The organism is Candidatus Termitispirillum reticulitermitis (genome assembly GCF_054655775.1).
In genome coordinates, this window is record NZ_BAAIHG010000010.1 from 16,188 (window position 1) to 34,449 (window position 18,262).

Here is an 18,262-nt window from a genome sequence, read left to right on the forward strand (position 1 = left end):
GTGAGGAAGATTATAAATAGCATTCCTAGAAGAGAGATTATAATTTTTGCCGCTATTGTAAGCGTTCTAGCGTTTTTCATAGCAGTAGTGTTACTGGACAATCCTAATAAAGGGCTAGTTGCCACCGCTAATGCGGAGATGAACGTTCTCGTATCGGCATTAAAACTATATAAGCTGGACAATGGAATATATCCTAGCACAGAGCAGGGATTGTCTGCGCTAATCAGAGCACCTGAGACAGAACCACTACCTGAAAGCTATAAAGCAGGGGGATATATAGTAGGTAAGCTACCGAAAGACCCAACGATAGACGTTTGGGGCAATAAATACATATATGTTGCAATAGACAACGGAACAGTATTTGAGCTAACCTCGCTAGGCTCTGATGGCAGACGCGAAGGCAAACGACATAAAACAGATATAACGATACGAAGCCAAAAATAGCAACATTTATTTGTTAGACTCCTTTGTACGTCCCTCGCAAGCCCATATTAGACACACTAACCAAACAAGACCCGTCACCCCCAGAAATAGGTTAACCCAAAACAGCGTTCTTGCTGATGCCATATTCCTCTTCTTTGCAAGTATGAACGGCAATAAATAAATGATGACAGCAACAACGCCAAGTACCAGATAAAAGATGCTCTCCATGTTATCTCTCCTCTTGCAGGAAAACTATCACATAGTTATTGAAAAGTCTAGCAAAAAGCATAGGGGCTTTCGCCCCTATGCTATAATGTTACCACTTGCTGTTTTTGACGTGTCCTGCAACCTCTGCACGGCAGAGCTGCTTAGCCTTGTAGCTATCTTTTTTCACAATTTCAAAAACACTTACACATTTTGGGTCAAGGGCGATTTTCAACCCCTCATCACACAACCGCTCAATATCTCCAGACAGTTTTATGATTGTAGCGTGAATATCGTTGGTCCTGTCAGCATCAAAAACTTTCTTGGCATCCACTGCCGACAGCTCCGTGAACTTTTCCCGCGTAGCACCACACTTCGGACATGGGTCTTTTCCCCCGTCTTCCACCATCTCATACCCGCATACCGAACAAACAATCAGTTTCCTTTCCATAATCATTTACCTCCTGTAGTAAATCTCTAACTTTATTGCCGCTTGACAAAAATATCATCTATCAATCCATATTCCTTAGCTTCTTCTGCACTCATAAAATAGTCTCGCTCCATATCCTGTTTCAGCTTATCCAAACCTTGCCCCGTATTATCAGCCATAATCTTCGCCATCTGCTCCTTAGTGCGCAATAGCTCGTTCAGATGTATCTCCATATCAGTCGCCTGCCCACGCGCACCGCCAGATGGCTGGTGTATCATTATCCGCGCATTAGGCAACGCAAACCGCTTGCCCTTAGTCCCTGCCGCCAGCAAGAACGCCCCCATACTGGCAGCCTGCCCTAGACAAATAGTGGAAATCTCACATTTGATATAGTTCATCGTGTCAAAAATCGCAAGCCCACTCGTCACTGAACCACCGGGTGAATTGATGTAGAAAAATATATCCTTTTCAGCATCAGTCGCCTCTAAAAACAATATCTGCGCTATAATAGAGTTAGAAACTTGGTCATCCACCTCGCTACCAAGGAAAACTATGCGGTCTTTCAACAGCCTAGAATATATATCGTAGCTACGCTCGCCCCTACCAGTCTGCTCTATTACATAAGGAACGTAATAACTCATTACTCTTGCCCTTTATTGTCAGCTTGCACCTTTTCAGCCGATGCTTGTGCTTCCAACGCATCACGTTCAGCCTTCATCTGCTCAAATTCGCTCTTAGTATATAGCGTCTCTTTCATTGTATTGTTAGATACCAAATAAGCATACACCTTGTCGCTCAATAGGTCGCTCTTCATAGTAGAGAACAACTGCGCATTATCGGTAATCTCTTTCTTAATCTCTTCCACAGAACGTTTCGCCCGCTCAGATATACGCTCAAATTCTTTAGCTATATCTGCCTCCACCACCTCTAACTTGGCAGTTTCAGCTATCCTATTGATGACAAGAGCACGTTTAATCTGCGTTTCAGCGTCAATCATCAGCTTTTCAGCCATAGTCTTTACATCAAACCCATAAGTAGCAGGGTCTAACCCCATCTTATAGTATTGCGCTAGATTTTGCTGAGCAATCCGTTCCGCCTGTTCACGCACCACAGAATCGGGCACTTCAAATGGATTCTCCTCTATCAGCACATCAAGCATACCCAACATGTTTTCAAGTTGCGCTAAGTGGTCTGCCTCGTCTTGCAAATCTTCCTTTATTTTGGTCTTTAGCTCGTTCAAATTAGACGTTAAACCAGACACCTTTTTAGCGAAATCATCGTTAGCTTCAGGCAACTTCTTTTCCTTAATTTCATGCAGGGTGACATCAAAGCTAGCTTTCTTGCCAGCTAGGTCTTTCTGATGATAGTCTTCAGGAAAGTCTATAGTAATAGTCTTAGTGCCATCAACCTTCATCCCTTCAATACCCTCTTCAAAACCAGCAATAAAACTCTTGCTCCCAAGCAACAAACTCTGCTTATCAGCAGTGCCACCATCAAACTTCTTGCCGTCTATCTTGCCTACATAGTCTATCAATACTAAATCGTCAGTCTTAGCCGCACGTGCTTTATCGGGCACAACATAGTCAGCAAGCCGTTCACGCAACTGCTCTATCGTAGAACCAATGTCTGATTTGTCTATGGTTATTACCATCTTGTTGAACTCGTGCCCGCCTACGTTGGCAACAGTCACATTGGGGAACACATCCACATACGCCTTGAACGTGATAGGCTCGCCCTCCTCAACCTTAATGTCGCGCACATCAGGTGGGTTGAGCGGGTTAATATTATTGGTGATGAGAGCATCTTTAATGTTGTGAGAGAATAGCTTTTCCAGTGCATCAGCCTTGATTTTATTCAGATGTTGCTTCCTAACAACGTTTACAGGCACTTTGCCCGGACGAAAACCGGGTATTTTGACCATCTTAGCCAACGCATCAGCCTCAGCACCCATACCTTTTTCATACTCCTCGTATGGTAATTCTATTGACAATTCCTTCTGCGACCTAGGCGCATCACTAATATCAACTTTCATTTTGATATCTCCTTATACAAAATACACACTTAGGCATTCTACCCTAACATTTGATAGCGTGTCAAGATTTTTTATAAAATATATTTAGATTGCAGGTGTGCCGTTATCATCTATATACTCAATATCTTTCTAAAATAACCCACCTCGTTCGGTGCTTTCGTCCTGCGTGTTGGCAACCCTGCCAGCTGTTTTATACCTGCTGGCTCAGTCGCCATAATATTTAGGGCTTTTTCTATCACACTGCCAAACTTCGCAGGGTGTGCAGTCGCTAGGATGATTGTATTTTCTGGGTCTAAATGTAATTGGGCTACAGAGGCTGCTCCGCAGGCTGTGTGCGGGTCTATAATATATTTATCACTAGCATAAATGCGCCTTATAGTCTCCTCTATCGCGCTATCGTCCGCAGATGACGACTCAAAGTCAACCCTCAATTTTGATAACAACTCTTTACTAAATGTTATACTCCCAGTATCTTTTAGTTCAACCATAGCAGCTTTTAATCTGTCCGCATTGCCATATAAATGAAATAAATACCGCTCTAAATTAGATGATACCTGTATATCCATTGATGGACTATGCGTTGGCACTACGTCATCTGTGCTGTAGTCGCCATTCTGCACTAATCTATGCAAAATATCATTTTTATTAGTTGCAATTACTAACTTGTCAATGGGCAACCCCATCCGTTTAGCCACATAGCCCGCAAACACATTACCAAAGTTGCCCGTAGGCACTACAAAATTAATCTTTCCGCCACTAATGGCAACAGGCAGCTGCATATACGTGTAGAAATAGTAAGCAATTTGCGCCGCTATGCGCGCCCAGTTGATAGAATTAACCGCCCCCAGCTGGTTAGCTCTCTTAAACTCCACATCGGCAAACAGAGCTTTAACAATATTTTGGCAGTCGTCAAAGGTGCCAGCTACCGCGTAGGTGTGGACATTATCATCTGACACGGTCGCCATCTGTCGCTCTTGCACGGCACTGACGCGCCCATCTGGGTATAAAATGCTTATAGATACACCCTTTTTACCTCTTACTCCTGCGATAGCTGCGCTACCTGTATCACCACTGGTAGCCCCCACTATGTTGAGCATGCCTCTACGCTCAGCCAAAATATATTCAAATAGATTGCCTAGTAGCTGCAGGGCGACGTCCTTGAATGCATAAGTTGGTCCGTGGAACAGCTCTGCGAAATAGCCCGCTCTCGTCCTTATCAGCGGAATTATAGACTTATCATCAAAGCTGGCATAACTCTTCCTTATCAGTGTCTGCAAGTCCCCCGCTGGCATGTCGTCCATATAGCCCCTTAGGACTTCAAGAGCAACGTCCTCATAGCCCAAACCAGTCAGCTTTTTTATATCAATCTGCGGGTAGCTAGCAGGTAGCAACAACCCACCATCCTCCGCCATACCTGTCATAACGGCGTCCTTGAACGAACAAGGTTGGGATAGACCCCTAGTGCTGAAATAATTCATTGTGTGGATAATAAACTTTTTGTGTTATTTTGTCCACAAGTTGCATTAGAACGTTTTAAGTATGATGCAGAAAAGATATATGAATTTCTTGACGGTAGTGTTCAAACGTGGAGCTTTTCATAGATATAGTCATATCTTCGTCTATACTTCTGCTTAGTTCACCAAGCGATGGATAGTCGTCAGCAATAGCCTTTGAGAAACCCGCTCCCAAGAAAAATAGTTGTTTCATTTTATTATAAGACAATGTCGTTCTGTAGTTCTTTTAACTCGGCAAGTGAAAGCCCTGTGAGTCCAGCAACTTTATCAAGCGCAAAACCGTTAACCAAAAGCCCCTTAGCAATCTCTAACGCCTTTGCTCGCAAGCCTTCCAGTTTGCCTTTTCGCTCGCCCTCCTGCATACCTATTAGCATGCCCTCATCAAACGCCTCTTCACGCCATACCCTTTTAGCTACATTGATGTCAAACTCTGATGTCAACATACCCATATTCATTACCTCCCGTGAGTGTCTATATAGAAAGTCTTTTAGTATCCCCCGCTCTATACATATCCTTATAGCTCGCTCCATTGCACTGGCTAAAGCGACTTTGTCCTCGCTATTTATCCCCTTTGTCTCTTGCCTAACAACCTCTACAAACTCCGCATAGTCCCCAAGCGTTCCACTCGCTTGCAATACCTTGCTATTATGCCCTTTATTAACATTCAACACTCTCGCTTCTAACTCTAAAAAGCTATGCACGTCTTTATGTGTTTCGTCTTTTGCAAACATCTCAGATAGCTTTATATAATAATCATCTGCTTTTAACGAAGTAACGCCATTATATAACACTATAAACTCTGGACGGGGAATTGTCAACCTGTTCCTCTTATACACAGCCTCGTCATCTACTATACCCTCATATAAACGAGCTATATATTCTAAAAAACGCAACGGCATATTATCGTTTATAGTTGACTGGTGCTCCATTAAAACAACTAGCTTATCTGCTATAGTAAATGATATATCGTTTCGTCTACCCATAAATAAGACGTTCTCTAGCGTATTGATTGTGATTCCGTCTGAAACTGTATAGCTAACACCATCAATGGCATTGTATAGCTCAACGAGCTTCTCTTTTTCAGAGAATAACGCTGTAAATACGCTATCCTTGTATTCCCTGTTGGTATCAACATCTGACATAATACGGGATACTATAATAAAAATATGTGGTTGTCAACAGAATAAACGGCAATAATTTATGCTTGACGAAAGCAGTTCAAATATACTCCAGCAATAGCTCATAAGCCAATAAAAAAGTTTGTAAATTTAACCAAGATTAGAAAAACACGTTTTTTACCTTTGTAGCACAATTATTTTTAGATGTCAAAGAAAAGGCTATGAGCTGTAAAGGTAGGCTTTTCCTCCCCCTTGACGGGGGCAACCTCGTTGACGGATACAGGTGGATGTGCCCTAATCCATATTTAGAAATTTCCTATTGCAAAATGTAATAGACTGCGGTACAATCGCAGGTGCTGTGGTCTTAACATCGACAACGGAAGGTTGATAATGCCAAAATTTAATGATTTTGATATGGAAAACTGGAAAGAGTTGACCGATATTGACACAGGTAGCCTGTGGATTATTGAACGAAGGGACAACATTGGCAAACACCGCGGATTTTATCATGGCAATTTTGTTCCGCAAATTCCGCGCCATTTTATTAAACGTTTTACAAAATTGGGCGATGTGGTGCTTGACCCGTTTATGGGTAGCGGAACGACTGCTTATGAATGTGAAACTCTCGACAGAGACTTTGTTGGTATAGATATAAAGCCTGAAATGATTGCTTATGTACGAGAAAGATTAAATGAACAAGCATTGCTTTATGAAGGCGATAGCACAGATGAAAAAGTATTTGATACAATCTGTGCCGACTTGCAAAAACATAATCGCAAGAATGTTCAGTTGGTGGTTTTGCACCCGCCTTATTTTGATATATTGAAGTTTAGTGATAACCCTAAAGATTTATCAAATGCAAAGAATTTAGACGAATTCAAAAGCTCTTTTGCGTTAGTAGTGAATAACTGCATAAAACTGCTTGAAAACGGGCGGTATTTAGTGGTTGTAATTGGCGATAAATATTCTAAAGGGCAATGGCATCCTTTGGGTTTTTATTGTATGAATGAATGCATGAACTTGGGATTAACCTTGAAAAGTATAATCGTAAAGAACATGGACGGCAACAGAGCAAAACAAGGCAAAAACGATATTTGGCGGTATCGTGCGCTGTCGTCAGATTATTATTTATTCAAGCACGAATACATATTGTTGTTCAAGAAAGGATAAAGTATGACTAAAACAGAATTATTTTTAGAATTGGCAAAACCAGATGGCAAAGGGCAGAGCCGTTGGGTTAATGCCCCAGAATTTGATGGTAAATATAAAGAGTTGCAACTGGGCAACGGCGGTAGCTGGTGCCGTAGAGAGTCAGCACTTGCCAAAAAATATATAATTGAGTTTGACAAAACAAAAACTGCTGGCAATTCCATAGATGCAATTCGCCTTGTTGGACTGAATACCGAAAAGCAGTTTAATCAGCGGATTCGTGCCGATATTCGTGAAATGCTACAGAAAGAAAATTGTGTTATGCTGGGTATAAGGGGCAATTCAGAGAATACAAAAATTGAAATAGACCATAAAGATGGGCGAAAAAGCGATTCACGTGTTTCAGATATAGCAACACAAGCAGTATCTGACTTTCAACCCTTGTGCAAAGCTGCCAATGATGTTAAAAGGCAGATTTGCAAGCTTTGCAAAGAAACTAATAAACGTTGGAATGCAAAGAATATAAAAGGAAATCCTTATCCTTTTTATGAAGGAGATGAAAGCTGGAATGAAATATTGGGTTGTAAGGGGTGTTATCAGTACGACCCTGTGGAGTATCGTAAAGAATCAGTCCGTAAAATAAGCAAGGAAGCGGCGGATTATATCTCTAAAAAATTATTTGGAAACAACGTATGAACTATATCGGCTCCAAGCATTCTTTGTTGGATTTTCTGGAAAGAGGCATACTAACAATAGCGAGTGACGCTTGCCACACTTTTTGCGACTTGTTCGCTGGGACAGGTGCGGTTGGGCGACATTTCAAGACAAAGGGCTTTTCTGTTATTGCTAATGACTTGCAATATTACGGGTATGTTTTGAACAAGCATTATATTGGAAATCACCGTCCATTGGAGTTTGCAAATCTTGATGAAGTTCCTAATCCTACCACAGAAAGCGTTTGTGCGTATCTATCTAAATTACCAGCTCAGCACGGCTTTATTTATAACAACTATGCTGGGAATAGCGGACGCTTATATTTTTCTGACGAAAACGCCGGAAAATGCGATTCAATTCGTGAAAAGATAGAGAAGTGGCATAAAAATAACAAAATTACAGATGGCGAATATTATTTTCTAATAACAAGTTTGCTAGAGCAGATTGACAAGCATGCAAATACCGCATCGGTCTATGGGGCTTTCTTAAAAAAATTAAAATCATCGGCACAAAGAGTTTTTAGCTTAGTGCCTTCGCCGTTGTTGATAAATGCTCAAGAGCACAAAGTTTATAATAAAGACGCAAACGTCTTGGTTCGTGAGATTGAAACAGATATCTTATATCTTGACCCGCCGTATAACGAGCGACAATATGCCAGTAACTATCATTTACTGGAAACGATTGCTAGATATGATTCTCCAGCAATAAAAGGAAAAACAGGACTGCGGAATTATGATGAACAAAAATCAGATTACTGCCGCCGTTCTGACGTGAAAGGGGCTTTTGCGGATTTAATCAAAAATGCACGGGCAAAATACATATTCTTGTCATACAATAATGAGGGGCTACTTTCATTAGGCGACATCAGGGACATTATGTCTTCACGAGGAGAATATGGTTTTTTTACGCAAGAATACAGCAGGTTCAAGGCAGATGCTAATCGCGACTATACTGCCAATAAAACAACTGAATATCTGCACTGGGTAAAGGTTGAGAATTAACAACTTCTCCCTTGACTTAAAAGTGTATCTATCTACAAAAGCAACTCCGTTGATGTTGCAAAAAAACTAATCTTGTTGTAGTATAACCAAACTGAGGGGGTGGCAGGCGTGTTTATATTTGATAGATTTACAGAGCGGTCGCGGTTTGTATTGCGGCTTTCTCGTGTGGAAGCCGAGCGGCTCTCAAGCGAATATATAGAGCCTGAACACCTGCTTATAGGGCTTTTGCGCGACCCTAAAAACTCTTGGGTGATAACTGAAATATTCAAATCTCATAAGATACTTATTCCTAGATTGATAGAGGAGATTAGCAACACATCAGAATATAGCGGGTTTGTGTTGCGTGGGGGGTTGCCACTAAGCACATTGTCTCAACGCGTATTGGCACATAGTTTTGAAGAAGCAAAACTGCTGGGTCAGCTATATATCCATCCAGAGCATATAATGCTAGGTCTTATGCGTGAAAAGCGCGGACGTGCGTTTTCTACCCTCTCTAAATTGGGCTTTGACTATGCCATTATAAAAGAAGATATGATTAGACACCTTACTAGGGCACACGCTAAGGTAATGTCTGCAACGCCCACGCTAGATGAATTCGGCGTAGATTTAACGCTGAAAGCTGTCAATGCCCTGCTAGACCCAGTTATCGGGCGGCAGATGGAGATAAACCGCTTAATGCGCGTGTTGTCGCGCAGGGTGAAAAATAATGCGATACTATTGGGTGAGCCGGGTGTCGGCAAGACTGCTGTTGTGGAGGGTATAGCTCAAAGGCTCGCAACAGATGATGTGCCGTCATCACTGAAAGGCAAGAGACTCATATCGCTGGAAGTTGGCGGGCTGGTAGCAGGCACAAAATATCGCGGGCAGTTTGAGGCGCGTATTAAGGCTATCATAAAGGAAGTTGAAGCGGCTAAAGACATAATAATATTCATTGACGAGATGCATACCATAGTGGGTGCGGGTGTTGCTGAGGGGATAGCGGCAGATGCGGCGCAGATGTTAAAACCAGCCCTAGCGCGTGGCACGTTTCAGTGTATAGGCGCAACAACATTCAGTGAATATAGAAAATACATAGAGAAAGACGGCGCATTTGAGCGCAGATTCCAGACGATAGATGTGGAGCCTCCTAATGCCGATGACACATATCTAATACTATCGGGCGTTCGCAAGAACTACGAGGACTACCACAAGGTGCTCATCCCCGATAATGTGTTAAAAGAGACAGTTAGGCTGACAGACCGCTATGTTTCATACAGGTTTCAGCCCGATAAGAGTATAGACATAATAGATGAAGCTTGCTCTAAAGTAAAAATCCACCACCAAACGGCAAAGGTTGGCGCGGGTGTTGGTGTAGGCAATGGCGACTACGGGAGCGACGGAGACGAGCACTTCCGCTACGGGGAACAGGACGAATACGAGCTGGATGTGCCTATATTGACGGTGGATGATGTATCAACCGTGATATCTGAGCTGACACATATACCTATACATAGGCTACAATACAGCGATAAAGAGCGACTAGGGACACTAAAGAGATACCTAGAAAGCCATATTATAGGGCAGGACGAGGCAGTGAAAAAGGTATATAGCACTATGTTGCGTAGCTTTGCGGGTATAAGTAGCCCGAATCGTCCACTAGGCTCATTTATATTCCTAGGTCCTACGGGTGTGGGCAAGACGGAGATAGCCAAAAGGCTTGCATACAGCCTATTTGACTCAGATGATGCATTGATACGGATTGATATGAGTGAGTTTAACGAGGCGTTTAATGTAACAAAGCTGATTGGCTCACCACCCGGCTATATAGGCTATGAGGAGGGGGGCAGGCTTGCCGAGCAGGTGCGGCGCAAACCGTATAGTGTGGTATTGTTTGATGAGATAGAGAAAGCGCATTCCGATGTGGCGCACATATTCCTGCAACTATTGGATGACGGTTATATCACAGACGGGCTTGGGCACAAGGTGAACTTTAGAAACACAGTTGTAATATTCACGTCCAACCTTGGTATGAAAGACGCTGCTACGGATAACACGTTAGGGTTTAGTGACAGCAACTCCAATGCAGCATATAAGAAACAGGTGCGTTCAGCAGCTAAACGGGCGTTGCAGTTGCATTTCCCACCTGAGTTCTTGAATAGGATAGATAATATTGTCCACTTTAACCCGCTGGGTGTGGACGAATTAAAGGCTATATTTGATATGAACATAGCTGAACTGAACAACAGACTTGCACTATATGGCAAGCAGTTGGACGTGTCAGACGAGGCAAAGGACAGTCTAATCGTCAGCAAAGACTATTCATATCAATACGGCGCAAGACCTATCAGGCGACTAATACAGGAACACATTGAAGATAATATCAGCGAACAGCTACTTACATGCGGGCTTTCTAGGCGTAAAAAGCTAAGGCTAGTGTTAAAAAATGGCAAACTCACTATCGTATAAGAAGATATTGCTCTTCGGCACGGGGGCAATCGGCGGCTATTTCGGTGGAATGCTTAGCAGGTCTGGCGTAGACGTTACGTTCATTGCACGCGGGGCAAGGCTAGCGGCGATGCAAGCTAATGGCTTAACATTAATTCAAACTACTGATAACAAGACTGATAGGCTGATTGTGAAAGCACAAGCAGCACCAGAGGGGATTTACGACCTAATTATAATATCTACAAAATCAGAGGGCACAGAGGCTGCTACACTAGCCTGTAAGGAGCATTTAGCGACTGGCGGGGCTGTGTTGTCATTGCAGAACGGCGTTGATAATGTTGACAAAATAGCAAAGGTGTTTGGTGCAGATTGTGTGGTGGGAGGCGTGATATTCAGCGGTATCTCTGTACCAGTGGCAGGTGTTGTGCGCTATGAGCCAAGGACGTTCCTAATGCTGGGCGGAATCACAGAGACAGCAAAACAGCACGATGAAGGACTTAAAGCGTTATTCACTGCCGCAGGGGTAAAGAGCCGTGTTGTGGCTGATATACGTGTAGATATGTGGCGCAAGCTCACGCGCAATATGGTTATCAATCCGCTATCTGCCTTAACGGGAGCTACTATGGGGCAGATGTGGGCTAGTAAATCGCTACTGCGGGTGATGAAAACTATTGCAATGGAGACTGTTGCCGTTGCAAATGCATCCAATGTGCCACTCACAGCCGAAGATGCAGACAAGGTGCTGATATTAGCTGAAATATATGCTGACTATAAAACGAGTATGCTACAAGATGCGGAGCTAAACAAACCGTTGGAGCTTGATGGCATTATGGGTGTGGTGGCAGAGGCAAGTAGCACTGGCAAGGCAGTCGCCCCAGTGTCAGCCGCACTATACGATATAATGAAGTTTATCTTCGCCGAGCGTTGGCACCACACATTCCCGCGATTAGCGGCGGATGTTATCGTATATAACAAAGACAAGGTTCTGCTGATTGAGCGCAAATTTGAGCCGTTCGGCTGGGCGATACCGGGAGGCATGGCAGAGCTGAATGAGAAGATAGAGCACACCGCAGTGCGTGAGCTGATGGAAGAAACGGGGGTCATAGTAGCAGAAAGCAACTTAAAGCTATTGGGTGTCTATTCGGAACCATCTAGGGACAAACGCGGGCATACGGTATCGGTAATTTATTACGTAGTAATAGAGGGCGATGTAATTATTAAAGCTGATGATGATGCCGCAAATGCTGATTTTTTTGAGCTAGACAAGCTGCCACCGCTTGCTTTTGACCATAGCAAGGTGCTGGCTGATTTTAGGAATATATTTAGGGGTGTAGTATGAACATCGGCATAATAGGGGTTGGATACGTTGGACTACCTACAGGTGTGGGGTTCGCCGAACTGGGGCATAATGTAATCTGCGTTGACAAACTGCAAGATAAGGTGGATGCACTGAAAGCTGGCAAACTCACCCTGTTTGAAGAGGGACTTGAGGATTTGTTTAATAAAAACGTGAACGCTGGGCGGCTGAGTTTCACCACGTCCATGAAAGATGCCGTATCAACCGCCGATGTCGTGATTATCGCCGTAGGCACTCCGCCACACCCAATAACTAAAGAAGCCGATATGAAATATATCTATGCCGCGTCAAGCGAACTAGCCGAACACTTGAGTGACTACACCGTAGTTGCCACCAAGTCAACTGTGCCTGTAGGGATAGGCGACGAGATAGAAAAACGCATTAGACAAGTGTCGCCAAAGGCAGCAGTTGATGTTATTTCAATGCCAGAGTTCTTGCGTGAAGGGTTTGCCGTTCATGACTTTTTTCATCCCGACCGTGTAATTATCGGCACTAACTCTGAAAAGGCACGGACAGTGGTAGAGGAGCTATATTCTGTCTATCCTACGCGCCCAGAGATACTATACGTGCGCAGACGCAGCTCAGAGATTATCAAATATGCAAGCAACGCATTCCTTGCTATGAAGATACATTACATTAACGAGATGGCAGACTTCTGCGAAAAGGTTGGAGCTGATGTGTATGAAGTGGCAAAGGGTGTGGGGCTAGATACGCGCATAGGCAGTAAGTTTCTGAACCCTGGTCCGGGCTATGGCGGTAGCTGTTTCCCTAAGGATACTAATGCGCTGGCATATATGGCAAGGCATACGTCCGTTGACCTATCGCTGGTTGAGGCAACTATCAAGGGAAATGATGAGCGCAAACAAATGATGTCTATGCGGATACTCGCCGCAGTCAAGGGGGTGGAGCATCCGAAAATTGCAACTTTCGGGCTGGCATTCAAGGGTGGCACGGATGATGTGCGTGAATCGCCTGCTATAGAGATAATCAGCGAGCTAGTCAGTCGCGGTAGCAAAGTGGTGGCTTACGACCCAAAGGCTACGGACAGCGCACGAGCGATATTGGGCAGTTCTATAGAATATGCCAGCGACCCATACAAGGCAGTTGAGGGAGCGGATGTACTGGCAGTGCTGACGGAGTGGGAGGAGTTCAGAAACTACGACTTGGTGAAAATCAAAGGACTAATGAAACGGGCGAACATAGTTGACTTGCGCAATATATTGGACGGACAAAAGGCTGTCAACTTAGGGTTTGCATACAAAGGGATAGGGCGGTAGCAAGCAACGTTTAACCAGCTATTTACTTCTCTAACGTCACTACAATTTCAGGGTTATCGTCATCCACTGGGTATTCTGGTATGATATCATACAGGCGACACGCATAGTGCTTAGCAATCTTGTTTAGATGGGCTATGTTATATGCTCGCCTGAACGATTCCACTTCAGCAATAAATGACCTGTTGACGCCAAGCGCAGAAGCTAGTTCCACCTGCTTGTTGCCATGCTTTCTACGCAACTTCCTAACATTCTCAGTAATTAGACGTTGAATCTTTTCTATCATAATTAAAAATATTCTGCTTGCATTTTTTATATTTTGTGTTATCTATAGATAACAATAATTTTAGGATGGTGTTTGATATGAAAAAGTTCTGTGTTTTAGTTTTGTTGTTATCGTTGGCGTCTCTATCTATGGCAGAAGACAGAAAATGGAATCTGTCGCTAGGGTTTGGTTCACAGTCAAGTGCCGAATTGGAATATGCTAATGGCACGAGCGACACCTATGGATTAGGTGGTTTTAGCTTGGACGCACAGCTATATTTTAACAAGCATTTAGGAGTTGGGATTGGATTCAGAACTGGTGGCAATAAAACCACATGGTTAAACGGCGAAGAAGCAGTAGATGTGGGATTATTTAGTATTAAACTTCTCGGCAAATACGAAGCTGCCACATGGCTTGATTTTTGGGGTGGAATAGGATTTGGATTAGCAACGCTTTCCTATGAATGGTCTCCAAACATCGGCACTGGTGAAAAAGAATCAAAAAGTACTATTGCTCCAGTCATTGAAATAGGAGCAAATGTGTACTGGAAAAACTTTATGTGTGGACCCTTCATCCAGTTGGCTATTATAGATTTTGGAAATGTGGATGCTGCTGTAGCAGATGTTAGTGCAACAGGAGCTATGCTAGGTTTCAAACTAGGAGCAGCATTCTAATCGCTCTGCAATTTAACTCATACCCCTTTCAGGGGTATGAGTTTCTAAAATCCATTTGACATCTATCTGCCCAGCGATTACAATGTGCGTATGCAGGATGATAAAAAGAGCGTCTATATCGAGACCACTATTCCAAGTTTTGCCACTGGCAGACCAAGCATTGACACCATAACTGCTGGCAAGCAAGCTGCTACTCTATTATTTTGGGAGCAAAAGCGATATAATTATAAGATGTATGTTAGCCAGTATGTTATAGACGAATGTAAGTTGGGCGACCCTGAAGCAGCACAAAGGCGGCTTAATTTCATAAAAGATATTGAAATTTTATCAAATATTGATGAAGTTAATACGTTGGCTACGATGTATCAACAAATTTTAGATATACCTGAGCGGGCTACAACTGATAGTTTTCATTTGTCTAGCTGCGTTATAGCAAAGATAAACTATTTGTTGAGTTGGAATTGCACTCATTTGGGAATAGCTACTTACGCTAAATTGCGTAGCTATAACGAGGAACACAGCCTTTGGACACCATTATTAGTAACGCCTGATTTTTTGATAAATAGTGAGGAGGATATATGATTTATGCTGACGTGAACCCTCTGGCAGAGGTGCGCCACAACCGCGAAAAATTATTAGAAATATATGGTGGTATAGATGGCTTGCACAGGCATATGAACGAGGAACGTCCAGAACTAGAAAGACAAGGCTGGAAATTCGTTGACCCTAAAGAAGTTGCCACTAGAAACAATTCTGCACAAAACGTATAACTTTTAGCCAGTGTTTAACCAGCTGAGCCTCGCCGATAAGCTATTTAAGGGGGTTTTGCAGACTGTCAATGTCTACGCTGACAGGTGTAGTCGCATACGGCATAAACTATCCGCCTGTGCACTCTGTGAGAGCAACTGCCCCGCAGGGGCGATAAAGGTAGGCGAGGTTGGCTCTAACATTAAAATAGACTGGCAACGTTGCACCCGTTGCGGAATATGCATAAACCTCTGTCCCGTAGGGGTGTTCGGGCTACGTGAGACAACCTACCGCACTCTGCTAAAAAACTTAACTGACAATATAGCTGACAATAAACTGCACATCGCTTGCCATAATAGCCAGTTAGAATGCCCAAAAATAGAGTGTATGGGTATATTAGGCGTAGCCGATATATTACACCTATACACAAACGGCGCACAGAAACTAACGTTGTCTTACGCTTCTGACTGTGAAACCTGTCAAAACCGCTATGGTGTTGCTCTATTAAATGACGAACTGACGGAGCTTGAAAATATCGCCCCACACTTTGAACTATTGGCAGGTATGCAAATAACACACGCGACAGGCGAGACAACTATAAAATTTACTGAAAAGTTCCCTAGTGAGGCACAAACTAAACAGCAAAATAAAGACGTTTTGCCTGTATCGCGCAGAAGACTATTCGCCCAAGCATATAAAGATGCCGCAACTGCTGTGGTAAAGGGGGCAACGCCATTTGTGCCACAAGTATCAGAGGGCAGGACAGTATTCAGCACACAAAAGGAAGTGCCTATCAAGCGGCAAATATTCTTAGAAGCGCTGGCAAAGTGCGGACAGGTTATCAAAAGAGAGATTAAGACTGGTGCATATTTCTATTCGCAGACTATAGCTGACACTTGCACACTCTGCAAGGTCTGTACGCGATTTTGCACCACTGGTGCACTGCACCTGAATGACGATGAAACGGCACTTGTATTCAATGCATCAAAGTGCGTGTCCTGTGGCATGTGCGTGACCGCCTGCTACCACCACTTTATAAAGACAAGCAAAACGACAGATTTAGGGACATTTTGGCTAAAGCTAGAAACAAAGAGAAAACCCCACTAATGAGGGCTAACGTTAGCCTTATTATACGATAATATCATTCTGTAGTTCTTTTAACTGGGCAAGGGAAAGTCCTGTGCCTTTTGACACAAAGTCAAGAGGCATACCGAGTGCTAAAAATTTTTTAGCAGTTTCAAGTTTGCCTTTAAGCTCGCCCTCTAGCAAACCTTCTAGTCTGCCCCTCAACGTGCCTTGTTGCAAGCCTTGTTGCAAGCCTTGTTGCAAGCCTTGTTGCATGCCTTCCTGCAAGCCTTCTTGCATGCCCTCTTCCTTGGCTCTCTCCGCCATACGTAGTCCATAGTTTCTTGCGCTGTTCATATCCCGCTCTGCTTTCTCATAGCCCATATAAGCACGATATAGCGCAGGGTCATCATGCACTGACCTTAACTTCTCATTGATTTCTGCTAATGCGCTGTTCATACCAAATACCCTCCTCAATAGCTCCTCATTACTCTGCTCATTCAAATACACCAGCCATTGATACAACTCATCACTCGCTACATCTAACCCTTTCGCTAACTGTTGCCTAAACCTAACCATATCAAGAAAATGCACCCCAATCAAATCAGACAACATAAAGTCTTTCTCTGTGTCTTCATACAAATGGAAACTAGGGTGTATCTTATCTAAATCAAGGCACTTAAAGTTAACAATGTTTATCGTTATAACAGGACGCAGTTTTGTATAGTCGTCCCCGCTCTCTATACCTAGTATAAACTGTCTGCATAAATAAAACAAGGTTCTTTCTACCATATTGTGTTCGTTGACTAACTGAACTTCTATATTGACTTTTGTCTTGTCCTCAAGCTGTGCTAACACGTCAAGCCTAGATAACTTCCCGTGTATTGTTAGTGCAGATAGTTCCCTGTTGTCTAGTATTTCAAGTGAGACTATAGGCTTTTTCCTAGTATCCTTTAACACCGCATTAAGAAAAGCCATAAGCAGGGGTTCACTCTGCCCACGCTCCCCTAACGTTTTCTTAAAGGCAAAATCATTCAATGGATTCAACCGCTCTGCGATGTTGTTGTTATTCATAACGGCAAGTATAATTGGGGACAGGTCCGTTGTCAACTTTTTTACTTTACAAACGACTATAAATAGGTTACAACGCCTCTAATAACCAGTTTGCATGCAAACGCAAACCCCAACTTTTTATTTTGCAAGGGCTAAGCCACAATCCCCTCCCCCCGTGAGGGGGAGGATATTTAGCTCTTACTGAATTATATAGCGTAATATACTGCTTTTTTAACTTCTTCTTTTTTAGCTCTGGCTTCTGTCTCTGCTTTGGACTTACCGAAACTCCACTTGAAGCTAACCTCTGCTGTGTTCTCTGAATAGTCTCCCTTGATTAGACCGCTATACGATAAACCAACCGTGCCATTCCCAAACAACCGATAGTCCGCACTCGCCCCAAAGGTCGCAGCAGCACTATCGTTCGACTCCGTCCTCGCACGCCACGATACCTCATTAGGCGCCGTAATCTTATAGTCCCCGTCATTCCTCCAAAAATTAACCTCCGTCCCAGCTCGCGCCCCTACACCAAACGCACCAACTTCCTTCCTTAAACTCAAACTCGCAACCGCCAACGCAGTGTTGTCATCCCTATCTCCTATCCTCTGTCCTAACGTATCAACATACCCTTCATGTTGCATAGATACATACCTAACACCAGCTTCTCCCGCAAAAATAAGACTCTCACCCCTACGCTTATATCCACCTACTAATTCGCCCGATATAACATTAGTATCTATATCTGACTTTATATCATACGAAAACACCGTCTTCGTCTCCTTAGTCGTGTATTTGCCATAGTTCAATATCGGACGAACATA

21 protein-coding genes are annotated in these 18,262 nt (G+C 43.3%); 11 read left to right on the plus strand and 10 right to left on the minus strand.

What is annotated here, in order from left to right; all coding sequences use genetic code 11:
* Positions 1 to 444 (plus strand): type II secretion system major pseudopilin GspG, encoded by a 444-nt coding sequence (gspG, locus tag AC1MDJ_RS02305; RefSeq protein ID WP_479689342.1) that lies wholly within the window; start codon positions 1 to 3, stop codon positions 442 to 444.
* A gap of 6 nt (positions 445 to 450) precedes the next feature.
* On the opposite strand, the gene AC1MDJ_RS02310 is transcribed toward gspG, so the two are convergent.
* The 7 genes from AC1MDJ_RS02310 to AC1MDJ_RS02340 form a co-directional block, all read right to left on the minus strand.
* On the minus strand, positions 451 to 651 hold the full coding sequence (locus AC1MDJ_RS02310) for a superinfection immunity protein (protein WP_479689343.1): 201 nt from the start codon (positions 649 to 651) through the stop codon (positions 451 to 453).
* A gap of 88 nt (positions 652 to 739) precedes the next feature.
* The gene (locus AC1MDJ_RS02315) at positions 740 to 1,078 is read right to left on the minus strand and encodes a rubredoxin-like domain-containing protein (RefSeq protein ID WP_479689344.1); all 339 of its coding nucleotides are present in this window, start codon (positions 1,076 to 1,078) and stop codon (positions 740 to 742) included.
* Positions 1,079 to 1,110: 32 nt separating this feature from the next.
* Positions 1,111 to 1,698, minus strand: a complete 588-nt coding sequence (clpP, locus tag AC1MDJ_RS02320) for an ATP-dependent Clp endopeptidase proteolytic subunit ClpP (protein ID WP_479689345.1) — start codon at positions 1,696 to 1,698, stop codon at positions 1,111 to 1,113.
* Complete coding sequence (gene tig / locus AC1MDJ_RS02325; RefSeq protein ID WP_479689346.1) at positions 1,698 to 3,089, minus strand: trigger factor; 1,392 nt, start codon at positions 3,087 to 3,089, stop codon at positions 1,698 to 1,700. Before tig ends, clpP begins: the two co-directional genes overlap by 1 nt.
* A gap of 110 nt (positions 3,090 to 3,199) precedes the next feature.
* A complete protein-coding gene (thrC, locus tag AC1MDJ_RS02330; RefSeq protein ID WP_479689347.1) occupies positions 3,200 to 4,567 on the minus strand; it encodes a threonine synthase in 1,368 nt (455 codons plus the stop codon).
* Between the two features lie 55 nt (positions 4,568 to 4,622).
* Positions 4,623 to 4,796, minus strand: coding sequence for a hypothetical protein (locus AC1MDJ_RS02335; protein WP_479689348.1), 174 nt, complete (start codon positions 4,794 to 4,796; stop codon positions 4,623 to 4,625).
* 4 nt (positions 4,797 to 4,800) lie between these two features.
* The gene (locus tag AC1MDJ_RS02340; RefSeq protein ID WP_479689349.1) at positions 4,801 to 5,745 is read right to left on the minus strand and encodes an RpnC/YadD family protein; all 945 of its coding nucleotides are present in this window, start codon (positions 5,743 to 5,745) and stop codon (positions 4,801 to 4,803) included.
* A gap of 366 nt (positions 5,746 to 6,111) precedes the next feature.
* Here AC1MDJ_RS02340 and AC1MDJ_RS02345 point away from each other — a divergent pair, with 366 nt between their 5' ends.
* The 6 genes from AC1MDJ_RS02345 (at position 6,112) to AC1MDJ_RS02370 (ending at position 13,643) form a co-directional block, all read left to right on the plus strand.
* Positions 6,112 to 6,891, plus strand: a complete 780-nt coding sequence (locus AC1MDJ_RS02345; RefSeq protein ID WP_479689350.1) for a TRM11 family SAM-dependent methyltransferase — start codon at positions 6,112 to 6,114, stop codon at positions 6,889 to 6,891.
* A gap of 3 nt (positions 6,892 to 6,894) precedes the next feature.
* Positions 6,895 to 7,566, plus strand: coding sequence for a restriction endonuclease (locus AC1MDJ_RS02350; RefSeq protein ID WP_479689351.1), 672 nt, complete (start codon positions 6,895 to 6,897; stop codon positions 7,564 to 7,566).
* On the plus strand, positions 7,563 to 8,585 hold the full coding sequence (locus AC1MDJ_RS02355) for a DNA adenine methylase (protein ID WP_479689352.1): 1,023 nt from the start codon (positions 7,563 to 7,565) through the stop codon (positions 8,583 to 8,585). Before AC1MDJ_RS02350 ends, AC1MDJ_RS02355 begins: the two co-directional genes overlap by 4 nt.
* 108 nt (positions 8,586 to 8,693) lie before the next feature.
* Positions 8,694 to 11,030 carry an ATP-dependent Clp protease ATP-binding subunit gene (locus tag AC1MDJ_RS02360; protein WP_479689353.1) on the plus strand — a complete coding sequence of 779 codons (2,337 nt, stop codon included), beginning with the start codon at positions 8,694 to 8,696 and terminating at the stop codon, positions 11,028 to 11,030.
* Entirely contained in the window at positions 11,008 to 12,348 is a 1,341-nt protein-coding gene (locus AC1MDJ_RS02365; RefSeq protein ID WP_479689354.1) for a 2-dehydropantoate 2-reductase, read from the plus strand. Before AC1MDJ_RS02360 ends, AC1MDJ_RS02365 begins: the two co-directional genes overlap by 23 nt.
* Positions 12,345 to 13,643 carry a UDP-glucose dehydrogenase family protein gene (locus AC1MDJ_RS02370; protein ID WP_479689355.1) on the plus strand — a complete coding sequence of 433 codons (1,299 nt, stop codon included), beginning with the start codon at positions 12,345 to 12,347 and terminating at the stop codon, positions 13,641 to 13,643. The genes AC1MDJ_RS02365 and AC1MDJ_RS02370 overlap by 4 nt, the downstream gene beginning before the upstream one ends.
* Before the next feature lie 22 nt (positions 13,644 to 13,665).
* On the opposite strand, the gene AC1MDJ_RS02375 is transcribed toward AC1MDJ_RS02370, so the two are convergent.
* Positions 13,666 to 13,926, minus strand: coding sequence for a helix-turn-helix transcriptional regulator (locus AC1MDJ_RS02375; protein WP_479689356.1), 261 nt, complete (start codon positions 13,924 to 13,926; stop codon positions 13,666 to 13,668).
* Positions 13,927 to 13,961: 35 nt separating this feature from the next.
* Here AC1MDJ_RS02375 and AC1MDJ_RS02380 point away from each other — a divergent pair, with 35 nt between their 5' ends.
* The 4 genes from AC1MDJ_RS02380 to AC1MDJ_RS02395 all read left to right on the plus strand — a co-directional run bounded on the left by AC1MDJ_RS02380 (position 13,962) and on the right by AC1MDJ_RS02395 (position 16,433).
* Positions 13,962 to 14,579, plus strand: a complete 618-nt coding sequence (locus AC1MDJ_RS02380; RefSeq protein ID WP_479689357.1) for an outer membrane beta-barrel protein — start codon at positions 13,962 to 13,964, stop codon at positions 14,577 to 14,579.
* 90 nt (positions 14,580 to 14,669) lie between these two features.
* Entirely contained in the window at positions 14,670 to 15,161 is a 492-nt protein-coding gene (locus AC1MDJ_RS02385) for a type II toxin-antitoxin system VapC family toxin (protein WP_479689358.1), read from the plus strand.
* Entirely contained in the window at positions 15,158 to 15,349 is a 192-nt protein-coding gene (locus AC1MDJ_RS02390) for a hypothetical protein (protein WP_479689359.1), read from the plus strand. Before AC1MDJ_RS02385 ends, AC1MDJ_RS02390 begins: the two co-directional genes overlap by 4 nt.
* Positions 15,350 to 15,359: 10 nt before the next feature.
* On the plus strand, positions 15,360 to 16,433 hold the full coding sequence (locus tag AC1MDJ_RS02395) for a 4Fe-4S dicluster domain-containing protein (protein WP_479689360.1): 1,074 nt from the start codon (positions 15,360 to 15,362) through the stop codon (positions 16,431 to 16,433).
* A gap of 21 nt (positions 16,434 to 16,454) precedes the next feature.
* Here AC1MDJ_RS02395 and AC1MDJ_RS02400 read toward each other — a convergent pair whose 3' ends face one another.
* The gene (locus AC1MDJ_RS02400) at positions 16,455 to 17,465 is read right to left on the minus strand and encodes an Rpn family recombination-promoting nuclease/putative transposase (RefSeq protein ID WP_479689361.1); all 1,011 of its coding nucleotides are present in this window, start codon (positions 17,463 to 17,465) and stop codon (positions 16,455 to 16,457) included.
* A gap of 185 nt (positions 17,466 to 17,650) precedes the next feature.
* On the minus strand, positions 17,651 to 18,262 hold a 612-nt coding region (locus tag AC1MDJ_RS02405; RefSeq protein ID WP_479689362.1), incomplete at its 5' end, for a hypothetical protein.